The organism is Aestuariivirga sp. (genome assembly GCF_047600585.1).
GTDB lineage: Bacteria > Pseudomonadota > Alphaproteobacteria > Rhizobiales > Aestuariivirgaceae > Aestuariivirga.
This window is the reverse complement of sequence record NZ_JASGKP010000001.1, coordinates 484,158-499,807: the sequence shown is the minus strand read 5'-3', so window position 1 is coordinate 499,807 and position 15,650 is coordinate 484,158. Positions and strand designations below refer to the sequence as shown.

Annotated in this window: 17 protein-coding genes; 2 read left to right on the top strand and 15 right to left on the bottom strand. The window is 63.5% G+C overall.

Translation table 11 applies throughout. The features are described 5' to 3' along the window. Positions 1-26 precede the first annotated feature (26 nt). The 6 genes from QM801_RS02235 to QM801_RS02210 all read right to left on the bottom strand — a co-directional run bounded on the left by QM801_RS02235 (position 27) and on the right by QM801_RS02210 (position 5,226). Positions 27-482: a nuclear transport factor 2 family protein gene (locus QM801_RS02235; protein ID WP_415017580.1), complete on the bottom strand. Its 456-nt coding sequence runs from the start codon at positions 480-482 to the stop codon at positions 27-29. 234 nt (positions 483-716) lie between these two features. Further along, a complete protein-coding gene (locus QM801_RS02230; RefSeq protein ID WP_415017579.1) occupies positions 717-2,657 on the bottom strand; it encodes an acyltransferase family protein in 1,941 nt (646 codons plus the stop codon). Positions 2,658-2,736: 79 nt separating this feature from the next. Next, positions 2,737-3,444, bottom strand: a complete 708-nt coding sequence (locus QM801_RS02225; RefSeq protein WP_415017578.1) for an HAD family hydrolase — start codon at positions 3,442-3,444, stop codon at positions 2,737-2,739. A gap of 1 nt (position 3,445) precedes the next feature. Then, positions 3,446-4,324 (bottom strand): class II fructose-bisphosphate aldolase, encoded by an 879-nt coding sequence (locus tag QM801_RS02220; RefSeq protein ID WP_415017577.1) that lies wholly within the window; start codon positions 4,322-4,324, stop codon positions 3,446-3,448. Positions 4,325-4,492: 168 nt separating this feature from the next. After that, positions 4,493-4,651, bottom strand: a complete 159-nt coding sequence (locus QM801_RS02215) for a hypothetical protein (RefSeq protein WP_415017576.1) — start codon at positions 4,649-4,651, stop codon at positions 4,493-4,495. Between the two features lie 110 nt (positions 4,652-4,761). Next, complete coding sequence (locus QM801_RS02210; RefSeq protein ID WP_415020882.1) at positions 4,762-5,226, bottom strand: fasciclin domain-containing protein; 465 nt, start codon at positions 5,224-5,226, stop codon at positions 4,762-4,764. Positions 5,227-5,544: 318 nt separating this feature from the next. On the opposite strand from QM801_RS02210, the gene QM801_RS02205 reads away from it, so the two are divergent. Together QM801_RS02205 and QM801_RS02200 are read left to right on the top strand one after the other, a co-directional pair. Continuing rightward, a complete protein-coding gene (locus QM801_RS02205; protein ID WP_415017575.1) occupies positions 5,545-5,814 on the top strand; it encodes a hypothetical protein in 270 nt (89 codons plus the stop codon). A 1-nt stretch (position 5,815) separates the two neighbouring features. After that, positions 5,816-7,330: a methyl-accepting chemotaxis protein gene (locus QM801_RS02200; protein ID WP_415017574.1), complete on the top strand. Its 1,515-nt coding sequence runs from the start codon at positions 5,816-5,818 to the stop codon at positions 7,328-7,330. Positions 7,331-7,348: 18 nt separating this feature from the next. Here the strand turns inward: QM801_RS02200 and QM801_RS02195 are convergent, their stop codons facing one another. From QM801_RS02195 to QM801_RS02155, 9 genes are all read right to left on the bottom strand, one after another. Next, positions 7,349-7,681, bottom strand: a complete 333-nt coding sequence (locus tag QM801_RS02195) for a hypothetical protein (protein WP_415017573.1) — start codon at positions 7,679-7,681, stop codon at positions 7,349-7,351. 51 nt (positions 7,682-7,732) lie between these two features. Continuing rightward, on the bottom strand, positions 7,733-8,737 hold the full coding sequence (locus QM801_RS02190; protein WP_415020881.1) for a substrate-binding domain-containing protein: 1,005 nt from the start codon (positions 8,735-8,737) through the stop codon (positions 7,733-7,735). 67 nt (positions 8,738-8,804) lie between these two features. Beyond that, a complete protein-coding gene (locus tag QM801_RS02185; RefSeq protein ID WP_415017572.1) occupies positions 8,805-9,827 on the bottom strand; it encodes an ABC transporter permease in 1,023 nt (340 codons plus the stop codon). Positions 9,828-9,830: 3 nt separating this feature from the next. Next, positions 9,831-11,381 carry a sugar ABC transporter ATP-binding protein gene (locus QM801_RS02180; protein WP_415017571.1) on the bottom strand — a complete coding sequence of 517 codons (1,551 nt, stop codon included), beginning with the start codon at positions 11,379-11,381 and terminating at the stop codon, positions 9,831-9,833. A 36-nt stretch (positions 11,382-11,417) separates the two neighbouring features. Then, positions 11,418-12,290 carry an NAD(P)-dependent oxidoreductase gene (locus tag QM801_RS02175; protein WP_415017570.1) on the bottom strand — a complete coding sequence of 291 codons (873 nt, stop codon included), beginning with the start codon at positions 12,288-12,290 and terminating at the stop codon, positions 11,418-11,420. 1 nt (position 12,291) lies between these two features. Then, positions 12,292-12,795, bottom strand: coding sequence for a gluconokinase (locus QM801_RS02170; RefSeq protein ID WP_415017569.1), 504 nt, complete (start codon positions 12,793-12,795; stop codon positions 12,292-12,294). After that, positions 12,796-13,563, bottom strand: a complete 768-nt coding sequence (locus tag QM801_RS02165; protein ID WP_415017568.1) for an SDR family oxidoreductase — start codon at positions 13,561-13,563, stop codon at positions 12,796-12,798. Positions 13,564-13,576: 13 nt separating this feature from the next. Then, positions 13,577-14,608 (bottom strand): L-idonate 5-dehydrogenase, encoded by a 1,032-nt coding sequence (locus QM801_RS02160; protein WP_415017567.1) that lies wholly within the window; start codon positions 14,606-14,608, stop codon positions 13,577-13,579. A gap of 7 nt (positions 14,609-14,615) precedes the next feature. Then, entirely contained in the window at positions 14,616-15,575 is a 960-nt protein-coding gene (locus QM801_RS02155) for a 2-hydroxyacid dehydrogenase (RefSeq protein ID WP_415017566.1), read from the bottom strand. Positions 15,576-15,650 lie beyond the last annotated feature (75 nt).

Genomic DNA, 15,650 nt, shown 5'->3' with positions numbered 1-15,650 from the left:
GTCTGAATTCCTTGAACCTGTTGCGATCAGGTGGGCAGCTTGAAGGCCTGACGCAGGAACAGGCGCCAGCGGCCATCTTCCTTGCGCCACACCTGGACGATCTTGAGCAGGAAGTCCTGATCCTTGCCCTGATAGAAGATGTTGGCGTCGAAGGTGTGACGGGCTATGGCGAGATCACCTGAGACCTTGATGCTATGATCGTAGAGCTTGATGGTGTGGAAGACTTCTTCCTTGTCGACCACCGTCTTGACGAACTCGACCTTGGTCTGGACGACGCCGCCGGCGTGGCCGAACGACATGTCGTCGGAGGAGAGTTCGAGGAGGCGGGCGCCGTTGCCGTCGACCATCGCCTTGCGGAAATCTTCAATTGCGTCGAGGACTTCGCCGGTCGCGTCTGCAAGCGCCGCGGTTGATCCCATAGTGCCGGCGGCAACCGCAATCGCTGCCAGTGCACTGCCCCAAGCCATGTCACGTCTATTCATCGCGCCCAATCCTTTTGATTCGCAGCTCTAGAAATATCTGCGCATCTCTTAAGTTGTGGTAAATTACAGCCTTATTTGCCACGGAACCTTGAGTGAACTTGGAGGCTGCCCGCCCAGGTTTCATCGGTGAAAGCGGTGGCAGTTCCTGAAACCATTGGCAGGATTGGAAAAACCCTATGGCGGTGGTTCAGCAGGGATCGGCCGGGCTGCGCCAACCCGCCACAACCGGAAGGCTCAGCCGCCGGCGGGTGCAGCCAAACCCACCCACAACCTGGGGCCGAAGCGGCGTTCGCCGAAGGGGCTCATGTGATCGGCATCGGCCCAGAAGGTGCCGTCGCAATCATAGAGGTCGTGGGACCAGTCGATGTTCATCAGCTTGACGGCCGAGACATAGGCGATGTCGGGATCGCCCTGCAGCAGCGTGGCAATCGCCCGATCGAGGCGGGCAAAGGTTTCGCCTGACGTGGCGGGGATGGGCGGCGGCACCTGCTCGCAGGCAATGGCGAGGCGGAGCAGCGCCCGGGCATTGAGATGCGGCTCGGCCCAGGGGCCAAGCCAGGTGACCTTGGCATGCTTGGCCACAGACTTGAGGTAGTCTCGCACCTTCGCGATGTTCTCGTCATGCGGCGCGAAGACCGGCAGGTTCGACGTCTTGAACATCTCGCGCGTGCCCTGCCCGCCCTTTTCGTTGCGGAGCAGATAGAAGCCCGCCTGATTGAAGATCACCGAGGAGACTTGCGCCTCGTGGCCTGCGATGAAGCCGAGGAAAGCATCGTAGTGACATTCGGGAAGTGGCGTATGCGGACGGCAGCCGCCGCGTGACAGCCCGAGAATGAAGGGCCGCTTCGATGTTTCGGTGACCGCATTGAAGAGGTTCATGGCGTGAGAGTCGCCCAGGACAACAAGCGCCGGGCCGAACCTTGCGGCACACTCCTCGAAGCGGGAGACAACCACAGGCGTGAGCGCGTCGGCATAGATGCGGCAGGCACCATCATCGCGCATGGGACTGTGGAAGTTATCGACGATCTGCCGTTCACGGGGATCGAGGCGATCGGCAAACCCGTTCGTGAGGCGCCCCGCCGTCGCAAGGCCCACGAAGATGAAGACGCCTGCAAGCGCCATGCGCAACACGGCCTGCCGGGAGAACAGGCTGCCGAAGCGGAAGTTGCGTTCGACAAAGCGCCACGAGAGATAGGCCAATGCAAACGACGCCAGCACAAGCCCGGTCTTCACGAAGGGAGAAGGCTCGGCCAGCGACCAGTAGCGCGTGAAGGCAAAGACAGGCTGATGCCAGAGATAGGCGCTGTAGCTCACAAGCCCGATGGCAACGAGCGGCCGCCACGCCAGCACACGGCCGGTGACACTCTCCGGCGTTGCGGCAAGGATCACGGCCGCGGTGCCAAGCGTCGGCAGCAGGGCATAGAGCGATGGCACAGGGGTAAGATCATCGAAGAGAACAATCGCGGCGGCGATGGCAAAGAGCCCGGTGAGGGCGAGCCCATCCCGCGCCGGCTTCGAGAGCGCCTGCGAGAGGCGCTTCGCGCCATCGAGTGCAAGACCGCTGCCGACCGCGAGTTCCCAGAAGCGGGTGGGCAGGAGGAAGAAGTTCGCGGACGGAGCGGCCACCGACAGCCATTGCGAGAGCAGCAGGCTCGCGGCACCGACGATCAGGAACACCCAAGCGAGCGGCCAGTGCCTCCATCGCACCATGGCGGCGAGGAAGATGGGAAAGAGGAAATAGTACTGCTCTTCCACCGCGAGGCTCCAGGTGTGGAGCATCGGTTTCAGATCAACATCCACGTCGAAGTAGCCGCTTTCGCTCCAGAACTGGACGTTGGAGGAGAAGACGGCAATCGAACCGAGGCTGGAGAGGAAGCTCTTGAGGTCGGTGGGGTAGAGCAACAGGAGCCCAGCAGGCAGGCTCACCGCCATGACGAGATAGAGCGCAGGCAGGATGCGCCGGGCCCGCCGCTCGTAGAAGCGCGCGAAGCTGAAGCTGCCATCCTGGAATTCGGCGAGGATGATCGAGGTGATGAGATAGCCGCTGATGACGAAGAAGACATCGACGCCGACATAGCCGCCGCTGAAGAAGGGCGCGCCTGCATGAAACAGGATAACGGACACCACAGCCACGGCCCGGAGGCCGTCGATTTCGGGGCGGTAGGCAATCGTCATGAAGCCTGCATTCTCAGCCGTTCGGTGCCATCAGCACCCTATGGCATGATTCCCGCCGCAACGCCTACGGGAGGCGGGATCAGTCGATCAGGCGGCGGAGATCGGCGAGCGAGACGACCTTCCCCGGCGGATCGCCCAGATCCGGCACGATGCGGTCGGCCAGGGAAAAATCCTCGTCCGCCGTATAGGACGAGATCGTCACGATGCAGTTCATGTGGGCGGCCTTGGCGGCGCGGAGGCCGTTGTTCGAATCCTCCACCACCACGCACTGCTTCGGGTCGAGAGAGAGTTCCTGGGCAGCGAGATTGTAGATGGCGGGATCGGGCTTCTTCTTCGGCACGACATCGCCCGCGAAGACGCGGATATGGGGCGCGCGTTTCGGGCCCAGCATGGTATCGACCACGGCCTGCACCGAGCGCTCGTTCGAAGTCGAGCATACGGCCACCTTCACGCCGGCGGCAATGGCCTCGTCGACGATGCGCTTGATGCCGGGGCGGAGCGGCAGCTTGCCGCTTTCGATGAGCTGCATGAAGAGATCGGTCTTCAGCTTGTGAAGTTTGGCAATCGCGGCATCGCGTTCTGATTCCGGCACCGGCCAGCCGGTTTCATCGAAATGGCGGCGCATGCGTTCCTTGCCGCCCGCTGTGGTGAGGAGTTCGCCATAGCGTTCCACCGACCATTCGGTGCTCCAGCCGATCTGGCGGAAGGCTTCATTGAAGGCGACGCGATGGCCGTCCCGTTCGGTATCGACCAGCACGCCGTCGCAATCGAAGATCAGGGCCTGCATGTCACACCGCTCCTGCTGCGTGCGGGGCGCGGCCTTCGCTGCCGAAAATGCGGATCATGTCGCGCACGTCGCCGAGCATGGCCTCGTACTGGCCCTTGATGAAGGGCAGCGGCTCCGCCTCCTTCGGCTTCTGCTGGCGCACGTTGAGGAAGCCCTCAATGAAGCGGTGCTTGTGCATGGTGGAGATGTTGACCTTGGCGCAACCCGAGCCGATGCAGCGGTGGAACTGCTCTTCCGAAAGCCCCGTGCCACCGTGAAGCGCAATCGGAATGTCGACGACGGAGGTGATGCGGTCGAGGAGATCGTAGGCGATCTTGGGTTCACCGGCATAGAAGCCGTGAGCCGTGCCGATGGCGGGTGCAAAGACGGCAAGCTTCGGCATTTCCTTGCAGAAGGCCACGCACTCATCGAAGTTGGCGAGGATGGACTTGTCCTCGGCCACGAACTTGTCGTCCTCGACACCGCCGATGGCGCCGATTTCGGCTTCCAGGCCCACGCCTGCGGCGGTGGCGATGTCGTAGGCTTCCCTGCTCTTCTTCACGTTCTCGGCGAAGGGCAGCGACGAACCGTCGAACATCACCGAGGTCCAGCCCGCGTCGATGCAGCCCTTGATGATGTTGAGGTCGGAACAGTGATCGAGATGAAGCGCCACGGGAACGGCCGTATCTCCGGCAAGCTGGCGCACCCAGCCGGCGATGGGCTTGTAGCCCCAGTGCTTGATGGTCTTGGTCGAGACCTGGACGATGATCGGGGCGTTGAGCGCCGTGGCGCCGTCGACGATGGAGCGCACCGAATTGTAGTCGATCATGTTGAAGGCGGCGATGCCGTAACGCTCCTTCTGGGCGCGCTTCAGCATGGGTCCCATCGTCACGAGCGGCATTGGCAGTCTCCCTTTCGAAAAGTGGCCGCGCGGCGAAACCACCACGCGGCCGAGTTCAGGGAGGATCAGGTACGCACGAACGCCAGACCGAAGCTGGACGATGACTGGTCTCGCTGCCTCCCGCGCCACGCAAGACCTGATGTATGACGGCAGTTTAGAAAATTCTTTTCAGAACACAAGCAGATTCTGCTGCAGGCGATTTATACCAATAATTTCAATGTATTTTTGAGATGGGTCGTTGGCAGAATCTGGCTGGCGCGGTTCTGCTGCGATCAAGCCGTGCAAATTTGCCAGGCGAGCGAAGTCAAATCTGAAAATAATCTTCACGCGCCGCCCCGCGCAACGGAAAGGGGCGCTGCGAAGCCCGGCAGCGCCCCATCGTGACCCTGACGCGGAGCGGCAGTCAAGGTCACACTTCGATGCTCATTCCGCCCGGATCACTTCGGCAGGATGACCTTGTTGATGACGTGAATGACGCCGTTCGACTGCTTGAGGTCGGCGGCGGTGACGCGCGCGGTGCGGCCGTTCTCATCGGTGATGTGAACGCGGCCATTGCCGACGCGGAAGGTGAGCTTGCAGCCGCCCACGGTGCGCACCGTGGCCTTGCCGTGGCCCTTCTTGACGAGCGAGATCACGTCACGCGCCATCACCTTGCCGGAGACGACGTGGCAGGTGAGCACCTTGGTGAGTGCGCGCTTGTTGCGCGGCTTGAGCAGCGTGTTCACCGTGCCATCGGGCAACGCGGCGAAGGCCGCGTTGGTGGGCGCAAAGACGGTGAAGGGCCCGCGGCTGTTGAGCGTGCCCACGAGGCCCGCAGCCTTCACGGCCGTGACCAGCGTGGAGAAGTTCTTGTTGCCCGCAGCGGTCTGGACGATCGTTGCAGCAGAGGACCCGGTGACCATAAGGCACAGCAGGGCCGTGGCGGCGAAAAGCTTCCGCATGTTGTTTCCCTCAGTTGTTGTTTGACCACGATGGTGTGGTTCTGGCGTTACGCCCGGTTGTGGGGGGCGGTTCGTTCCACCACTTTTCACCTTCTGGTGAACATGCGTGAAGACCATTCATCAAACGGATTGAACAAATGCCGGAAAGTCGTGGGCTTTTGTCCAGTTCGGAGCAAGTCGCGCTCCCTAGAAACGTCCGTACACCGAGCGAATCGCAACACCACCGGCAGCGTTGACTGAACATTGGACAATCAGAACATCATAGGGACCATCCTACCCATGGTCGCTGTCACGCTGCTGAGTGCGCTCTCCCTTCTTGGCATTCTGCTGTCCGGCAAGGCCACCGGCACGGAAGCTTTGCTCTTCCCGCCCTGGTGGGACGCGGACACGAGCTTTCTCGCCGCAGCCGAAACGGGCCCCGTGCTGAGCACGGGCGGCCTGCCCTTCGTGGTGCTGGTGCCAAGCAACATCAACCGGAACCGCGCGCGGGGAGAGTGGTTGCGTTTCCACGCCGCCGCAAGCCGCGGTTGTTTTCCTGCAGGAGTTTGAGATGATCCACGGCATTGAAGATCAAAGGGTCAGGTCAGACCGCATCGTTCTGGCGTTTCTCTGGGCCCATGTTCCGCTGCTGTTCGGCGTGTGCCTGCTGCTCGGGAAGAACGCCTTGCTGCTGGCGGCGCCGGCCCTTGCCGGTGCCGTGCTCGCAAGTCTCGTGCTGCTGACCTCGAAAGACCGTGCGGGCGGCCGCATTGTGGCCGCCGCGGTGCTGATGATCCAGATTTCGCTTGGCGTCGCAGCACTTGAAGGCCACCCCTGGCAGACCGACCTGCACATGTACTACTTCGCCATGCTGGCCGTGCTGGTGAGCTACATCGATTGGCGCGTGATCCTGGCTGCCACGGCCACGGTGGCGGTGCATCACCTCGGCCTCAACTTCTTCTATGCCACGGCGCTCTACCCCGGCGGAGCGGATTTCGGCCGGGTTGTCATGCACGCCGTCATCCTCGTGGTCGAGGCGGTGGCCCTCGGCGCCATCGGCCTGATGATCTGCAAGCTACTCGCCAGCCTCAACCTCACGATCGCACGGGCTCAGGAGGCGGAACGGGACAGCAAGCAAAGCCACGAAGAAAGCCAGCAGCTTCTCACACAGCTTTCGCAGGCTCTGGAACGGCTGGCGCGCAAGGACCTTTCCTACCGCATGCCCGAAAACCTGCCGGGCGCCTTCCAGTCCGTGGCGAAGGATTTCAACACCGCCGTCCACCAGTTGCAGAGCGTGGTGAACACCGTGGCGGAATCAACCGGCACCATCTCGAGCGGCGCCCATGAAATCTCCGCTGCCTCGGACGATCTTTCACGGCGCACGGAATCCCAGGCGGCAAGCCTCGAGGAGACAACCGCCGCGCTCACCGAAATCACCCGCACGGTGAACGACACAGCCGCCGAAGCCCGCAACGCCCGCGATGCGGTGGAACTGGCACAGGCCGAAGCCGACAGCGGCAGCGCCGTGGTGGCGCAGACCATCGAAGCCATCCGCCGCATCGAAAGGGTATCCTCGCAGATCACCCAGATCATCTCGGTGATCGAGGAGATCTCCTTCCAGACCAATCTGCTGGCGCTCAATGCCGGCGTCGAGGCGGCCCGTGCCGGTGACAGCGGCCGCGGCTTCGCCGTGGTGGCCTCGGAAGTGCGCGCCCTGGCGCAGCGCTCCTCGAGTGCGGCCCATGACATCAAGCAGCTCATCTCCACCTCGTCCAACGAGGTGATGCAGGGCGTGCAACTTGTCGAGGCAACGGGAGCAGCCCTTGCCAAGATCGTGACGCGCGTGACCGAGGTGAGCGAGCGTATCCGGCAGATTGCCGTCGTCGCCGAGAACCAGGCAGGCAGCCTCACCGAGATCAACACCGCGGTGAGCCAGATCGACCTCACCACCCAGCAGAACGCCGCCATGGTGGAAGAGGCAACCGCCGCCACGCAGAACCTCAACCAGCAGTCGGAAATGCTGCGCTCGCTTATCCGGCAGTTCCAGCTCGGCAACGGCAAGGAGCGTGGCAGCCAGGCGGCCTAGGCTGCGGCGGGTGCCGCGCTATTTGCCCTTTTCATGCGGCACTTCGAAGACGGTATGGAAAATGCGGCCGTCGAACATCTTCACGAGTTCAGCGGTTTCCTCGCGGCTCCTGAAACGCACATCAGACTTCAGCGCCTGCTCGATCGCCGCGAGGCTGGGATAGCGGATGGAGAGCACCATCGCATAATGCGGGTTCTCGGTGTCTGACTCCTTCTGGCGCAGGACGCGAACCTCGTCCGCCCCCGGAAACTGCGTCCAGAGCGGCACGAGCCTGTCCTTCACGAAGGCGGCGAAGGCCTCGTCACAGCCGGGCTTGACCTTGCCTTCGAAGAAGGCACAGCGAATGTACATGGTGGCGATCCCAATGGTTGCGGGCGCAGCCGAAGCTGCGCCCGGTCTTTGTTACTTGCCCCAGATCTTGGCGTAGGCGTCGCGGTAGCCGTTCTGCGGATCGAACTGGTTGCTGTCGCCAGCCGCCTTCAGGCCCTCTTCCGTCACCAGCGCAGGCGCGGTGATGTAGCCCGAGCAGGGCTGGCCCTGCACCGCGCGGTTCAGTTCGTCGACGAGCTGCCAGCCCTGAAGGTTGAGCGGCTCGGCCACGGTCACGGCCTGATACTGGCCGGTGCGGATGCGCTGGAAGGCAGCTTCCGAACCGTCACCCGCCGAACCGTTCTTGGGGTTGGCGCGGCCATCGATGCCGGCAGCAGCCAGCGACGGGCCCATGAAGTCGAAATAGAGATCGTTGATGGCGAGCGAGTGCGTCCACTTCGCACCATACTGCTGCAGCAGCGTGGTGGTGAGCGGGCCCATGCGCGTCGAGGTTTCGGCGATGGGCGTATCCACCCACTGCAGCACCGTGCCGCCGTTTGCTTCGATGATCTCCTTCATCTTCGCCGCCTTGAGAATGGCGATGGTGTAGGTGGAGTCGGTGAAGATGATCACGCCCGGCTTGCCGCCCGCATCCTTCAGCGCCCATTCGGCCGCCTTCTTGGACACGTCCATGGCATCGGTCGAGACGTTGGCGAAAATCCCGCCCGGTGCATCGCAGCCGATCTTCGGGCCGGAATGCCAGGAGACCATCGGGATCTTGGCGGAGACCACGCCTTCAAGCGCGGCCTGCTGTTCGGCAGCGTCGAAGCCGTTGATGACGATGCCATCGGGCTTCAGTGCCAGGGCCTGGCCCACGGCGGCAGAGCGGCTCTGTACCGAGCCCGCGCCATCCAGCACCTTCACGGTCCAACCGATCTTCTTGGCCGCTTCCTCGATGCCGTTGGTGACGCCGAGAATGCCGCCGTTCTTCATGTCGGCGGCGAGCACCACAATGGTCTTGCCTTCGGCGGCCTTGGGGCCCGAGGTCGGTCCGTCGAAATCCTCGGCCGATGCGGCGAGCCCGAGGCCCATCAGCATCGAGCCTGCCAGCAGGCCCTTCATTACGTAACGTCTCAGCATGGTCTTCCTCCCGTTTGCTGTTTGGTTATTTGCGTGCGGCGCCCTTGCGGCGTTGCGCATATCCGGCGATGCCGATGGCAATGAGCAAGGTGACACCGTTGAACATGGGCTCGACCCAGAACGAGCCGCCGAATTGCTGGATGCCGGAAATGCCGACGGCCAGGATGACGATGCCGATCATCGTTCCCCAGACGTTGACGCGGCCCGGCTTGATGGTGGTGGAGCCGAGGAATGCGCCGACCAATGCCGGCAGCAGGTATTCGAGGCCGACGCTGGCTTGGCCAATGCGGAGCTTCGCGGCGAGCAGGACGCCGGCAAGGGCGGTGAAGAGACCCGAGGCAATGAAGGAGCCCATCACGTATTTGCGGACGGGAATGCCGTTGAGGGCGGCGGCCTTGGGACTGGCGCCGATGGCATAGAGATAGCGCCCGACCGGCAGGTATTCGTAGACGAACCACATGATGAGGGCGATGACGACGACATAGTAGCCGGTGATCGGCAGGCCAAACACCATGGTGGTGTTGAGGGCATAGAAGCTCTCGGGCAAGGCGCCCACGATCTGGCGGCCGCCCGAATGCCACAGGGCCAGCGCGTAAAGAATGGTGCCGGTGCCGAGCGTTGCGATGAAGCTGTCGATCTTCGCCACCTCGACAAGCAGGCCGTTCAGCATGCCCATGAAGCCTCCGAGCACGAGGACGGTGAGCACCGCCAGCGGCCAGGAGAAGCCGAACATGGTTTGCAGCGAGATCGCGAGAATGTGCCAGAGCACGATGCCGTAACCCACCGTGAGGTCGATGCGGCCCGCCGACATGGGGATCATCACACCCAGCGACAGGATCAGGATGATCGCCTTGTCGGAGATGATCGAGCGCAGGTTGAGAACGGTCGGGAAGGTGTTGGGCAGCAGAATGGAAAAGAGAACGATCAGGAAGACGGTGAGAATGACGAGGCCGTAAACGGGAATGAGCCGGGCCAGCTTCTGCGGGCCGCTCAGTTCCTTCAATTCGCTGCGCGTCGGCTCAAGGGCGTTTGACTGGATGGAGTTCATGGGTCAGGCGGCCTCTGATGCCGATGCGGCGTGGATGAGGGATTCCGTCGTGAGGCCGCGCTCGGCGATTTCGGCGACAATCACGCCGCGGGAAAAAACCAGCGCTCGGTGGCAGATATGGGCGACTTCTTCGAAATCGGTTGAGACGACGATGACGGTGAGGCCCGCCTCGAGGGCGCGCGCCACGAGGCGGTAGATTTCCGATTTCGCGCCGACATCGACTCCCGCGGTCGGATCTTCAGCGACGAGGAGCTTGCGGCCTGTGGCCAGCCAGCGGCCGACGATCACCTTCTGCTGGTTGCCGCCCGAGAGCGCTTCGACGGCGAGCGTGGGGTCATTCGGACGAAGGCCCACCTCTTCGCCGATGCCAAGCGCCCGCTGCGCTTCCGCCGAGGGCGAGAGAATGCTCATCAGGCTCCGGCCAATGGCGAGCGGATTGAGGAACATGTTCTCGCGGATGGAGAGTGCTGGCGCGATGCTTTCCTCGGTGCGGTCGCGGGCGATGAGGCCGACGCCCTGGCGGAGGGTCACTTCGGGCGAGGTCATATCGAGTGCTTTGCCATCCAGCATGACACTGCCGCTCGAGGGCTCGGCACCGAAGAGGGCGCGCGCCACCGCCTCCTGCCCTGCCCCGCGCAAGCCGACGAGGCCCAGCACTTCGCCCTCGTAGGCCGAGAAGCTGACGGGGCCTGCGGACTCGGTGGCGAGGTTGCTCACCCGCAGCGTTTCGCGGCCCCGCTTCAGGGGGGCGCGGATGTAAAGGTCCTTCACCTCGCGGCCGACGATCATGTTGACGAGTTCGGAGGGTGTCGTGTCCTTCACCGCCTTGGCGCCCACGAGGCGACCGTCGCGCAGCACCGCAACCCGGTCGGCGATGCGGAAGATTTCATCGAGGCGGTGCGAGACATAGATCATGCCGACGCCGCGCGCCTTGAGATCGCGCAGCACCACGAACATGCGCTCCACCTCGTCGGCGGGAAGGCTGGCGGTGGGCTCGTCCAGCACCAGCACGTCGGCCTCGGTGGCGAGCGCCCGGGCGATGGCGACAAGGGATTTCTCGGTGCGGCTCAGGCTCTGCACCCGGCGCGAGGGATCGAAATCGCAACCCACCTTCTGCAAGGCCGCGACGGCGCGCTTCTCGGTGTTGCGCCAGTCGATGGCGCCGCCCCGCATGGAATAGCCCTGGGCCAGTCCCACATTCTCGGTGACCGACATCCATTCCACGAGGCCAAGGTCCTGGTGGATGAAGGCGACGCGCTGCTTTTCATTGGGTTTGGGCGGGCGGTGCACATAGTCCTCGCCCTTGAAACGGATGCGGCCTTCGTCGGGTGTGTGGATTCCGGCGAGGCTCTTGATCAGGGTGGACTTGCCGGCGCCGTTTTCACCCAGCAGCGCCAGCACTTCGCCGGCATCGAGATGCACGCTCACGTCGCGCAAGGCGGTGGTGCCGCCGAAGCGCTTGGTCACGTTCTCGAAGCTGAGAAGACGCTCGCTCAACCGTTTCTCCCATTGCCGGAGACCTTCGTGGTCCCTCTTGAATGTTATCGATAACATCGTAGGCCCGGCGCGGAAGCCAAGTCAATACGATTTTCACTGTCCGTCGAGGAGGCGCATCACTTCGGCGTTGTCCTTGCTGCCCAATCCCATGGCAATGAGAATGCGGTGCAGGTCGGTGACCGCACTGGTGAGCGGCAGTGGCGTCTTGGTCTTCAATGCAAAGGCCTGAATGGAATCGAGGTCTTTCAGCATGTTGCCGAGGCTGCCCGTGGGGGCGAAGTCACGTGCTGCAAACTTCGCCATGAATTCCTGCATGATCCGCCCATCCGCGCGGCCACCGGCCAAGGCCGCCGGAATGCTGGCGGGATCGACACCACCCGCTTCCGCAAGCTTCACCGCTTCGGCCACAGCCTGGAAGGCGAGTGCGCAGAAGAGCTGGTTGACGAGCTTGGTCGTTTGCCCGGCACCGGAGCCGCCCATCAATGTGTAGTTGGCGGCGAGATCCTTCATGACGGCACGGGCGCGTTCGAAGTCTGCGGCCTCGCCGCCCGCCATGATGGTGAGCTTGCCCGCAAGCGCACCGGGCACGCCACCCGACAAGGGACAATCGACCCAGGCCATGCCGGTTTGCGATTTCAGGCGCGCCGCCATCTCCGCCGTGGCGGCTGGATCGATGGACGACATGTCGATCAGAAGTTTTGCAGGCGTTGCCACAGAGGCGATGCCGTCCCCGCCGAACACAGCCTTGGAAACGATGTCCGCGTGGTTGAGGCTGAGGATCACGTAATCGGCCTCACGTGCGGCGGCGGCAGGGCTGGAGGCCGCCTTTGCGCCCTTCTGCACGAGTGCGGCCACCTTGTCCTTGTCGATGTCGAAGACCGCGAGGGCGTGGCCGCAGGAGAGAAGCCGCGTGGCAATCGCCTGCCCCATGATGCCCGCGCCGATCAATGCAACCGTCTCTGCCATCTCACACCTGCTGCTGCAAAAGCCAGGCCGCGGCCTGGTCCACAATCGTTTCCACCGGCTGGTCGATATCGAAGCGCCCGGCCCTCTCCTGCTTCGTAGGCCGCTCCAGCGTGGCGAGTTGGCTCGCGAGCAGCGAAGGAGGCATGAAGTGGCCCTTGCGCTCACCGATGCGACGCTCCAGCAGTTCGCGGCTGCCATTAAGAAAGACGAAGAACACCGGCCGCTTTGCAGCGGCGGTGATATGCTCGCGGTAGACGCGCTTCAGGGCCGAGCAGGAGGCGATCACGCCATCATCTCCGCGCAGGGATGCGCCCACTTCGGCGAGCCACGGCCAACGGTCCTCGTCGGTCAACGGTGTTCCCGACGACATCTTCGCCACATTCGCCGCAGGGTGCAGCCTGTCGCCTTCGACGAAGCGGACGCCGAGGCGCTGCGCGAGGCCTTCGCCCACCACGGTCTTGCCGCAGCTTGCAACGCCCATCACCACGGCAGCGCCCCTGAACATCTAGAGGACGGCCGTGATGCCGCCGTCCACATAGAGCATGTGGCCGTTGACGAAGGAGGAGGCCGGCGAGGCAAGAAACACGGCGGCGCCGATCAGTTCATCCACGGTGCCCCAGCGCCCGGCGGGCGTGCGCTTTTCGAGCCACGACGAGAATTCCGGATTGTCGACCAGTGCCTGGTTCAGCGGCGTCTTGAAATAGCCAGGGCCGATGGCGTTCACCTGGATGCCGTGCTTCGCCCAGTCGGCGCACATGCCCCGGGTGAGCATCTTGATTGCGCCCTTCGTCGCCGTGTAGGGCGCGATGGTGGGCCGCCCGAGTTCGCTCTGCACCGAACCGATGTTGATGATCTTGCCGGCCTTGCGGGCGATCATGCCCTTCGCCACCGCCTTGCCGACGATGAAGGCGCTTTCGACATTGACGCGCATGAGCTCGCGCCACTTCTCCAGCGGGTAGTCTTCGAGCGGCGTGCGGAACTGCATGCCCGCGTTGTTGACGAGGATGGCAATGGGGCCGGCATCCTTTTCGATGGCGGCGATGCCGGCCGTCACGGCGGCTTCATCCGTCACATCAAAGCCGGCCACCGAGACCTTGAAATTCCTTGCAGAAAGGGCAGCCTGCGCCTGCTCCAGCTTTCCCGCATCGCGGCCATTGAGGACGACATGCGCGCCCGCCTCGGCCAGCCCTTCGGCAATGGCGAGGCCGATGCCCTGGCTCGATCCGGTGACGAGGGCGATCTTGCCCGCGAGTGAAAACCTGTTGTTGCTCATGGCGTGCCCTGCCTCATGCGAATGCGATCTGGACCTTCATGGCCCTGCTCCGGTCGTTCGCCAGTTCAAAACCTTTCTGCGCATCCTGCAAGGCCACGGTTTCGGAGATGAGCGGCTTCACGTCGATCAGCTTCTTCTGCATGAGGCTGATCGCCGTTGCATATTCCGGATGGAAGCGGAACGAGCCCTTGAGCACCAGCTCCTTGGCGGTGATCTGCATCATCGGCAAGGTCATGTCGCCACCCAGACCCAGTTGCAGGATGGTGGCGCCGGGCCGCATGGCCGGAATGGCACCGGTGAGCGCCACCTGCGCGCCCGAGCATTCATAGAGAACATCGAAGGTGCCCTTGTCGGGCTTGTAGGCATCGAGCGCCTGCGCGCTCTCCGCCATATTGAGCGTGACGTCGGCACCCGCTTTCTTCGCCATCGCAAGGGTGTAGTCGCTGAGGTCGGTCGCAACCACGAGATCGGCACCCGCCCTCCGGGCCGCAAGGATCGAAAGGATGCCAATGGGCCCGCAGCCGGTGACGAGCACCGACTTCCCCAGCATGTCGCCCGCACGGCGCGTGGCATGAAGCGTGACGGCGAGCGGTTCCGCCATCGCCGCCTCACCCGCCGAGAGGCCGTCCGCCGCCACGCACTGGCTGGCATCGACGACGAGGTGTTCGCGGAAGGCGCCCTGGATGTGGGGGAACGGCATGGCCGAGCCATAGAAGCGCATGTTGAGGCACTGGTTCATCATGCCTTCGCGGCAATACTTGCAGGTGCCGCAGGGCCGCGATGGCGAGATGCCGACAAGCTGGCCGACGCGGAAGCCCTGCACGCCCTCCCCGAGCTTGGTGATATGGCCCGCCACCTCATGGCCGAGGATCATCGGCTCCTTCAGGCGGATGGCACCGAAGCCGCCGTGATTGAAGTAATGCAGGTCCGAGCCGCAGATGCCGCCGGTGGCGAGCTTCACCGAGAGTTGCCCGGGCCCGGGCGTTTCGGCTTCACGTTCCTCGATGCGGAGATCCTTCGCCGCGTGGATGACGATTGCTTTCATGCTCTGCTCACAACACCGGCGTGGGCAATGGCCTGCCGGCAAAATGGGCCATCAGGTTGTCACGCAGAAGCTGGCCCATGGCCTTGCGGGTTTCGAATGTGCCGGAGCCGTGATGCGGCTGCAACAGCACGTTGGGAAGCGCGAGGAAGCGCGGATTGAGCTTCGGCTCGCCCTCGAACACATCGAGTGCCGCACCACCGAGCCTGCCCTGCTCCAAGGCATCCAGCAGAGCGTTCTCGTCGATGTTGGCGGCGCGCGAGACATTGATCAGCATGCCGCCGGGACCGAGGGCCTCGATCACACCGGCATTGACGATGTGGCGTGTTGCGGCGTTGGCCGCGAGCGTGACGAAGAGGAAATCCGAATGGCCCGCGAGTGCGACAGGGTCCGCGATGAATGTCCACTGCGCGGCGGAAGATTTGGGCGTGCGGCTGGAATAGGCGATCTCCATGCCGAAGCCCTGCAGGCGGTCCGCGACCGCGCGGCCGATACGGCCAAGGCCGAGCACGCCGGCCTTCTTGCCCCACACGCGCTGCTGCAAGGGAAAGCCGCCCTTGCTGACCCAACTGCCATGCCGCGCCCAGCGTTCCGCAGCGATCATGCCGCGCGACAGGCCGAGCATCATGGCGACAGCAAGGTCGGCCACGTCTTCGGTGAGGACATCGGGCGTGTTGGTGACGCGGATGTTGCGGGCCTTCGCTGCAGAGAGGTCTACGGCGTCGTAGCCCACGCCATAGACGGAAATGATCTCGAGATTGGGACAGGCGGCGATCAACTCGGCATTGGCGCCGAGTTCACCGCGGGTGGCGATGGCGCGGATGGATGGACCATGCTTCTTCAGGAACGCCTGCCGATCAGACGCTTCAAAAAGCTTGTGCAGCGTGAAGGTCGCTGCGAGAGGCTCCTCATCCCACGCGGGATAAGGCCCCACTTGCAGAACATCGGGCAAGGCATCAGGCTTGCTCACCACAGGCTCCCATTGCGTTTCTTATGTTATCGATAACATGAAACGGTGACCACGGCTTGTCCAGCGGAAAAATCG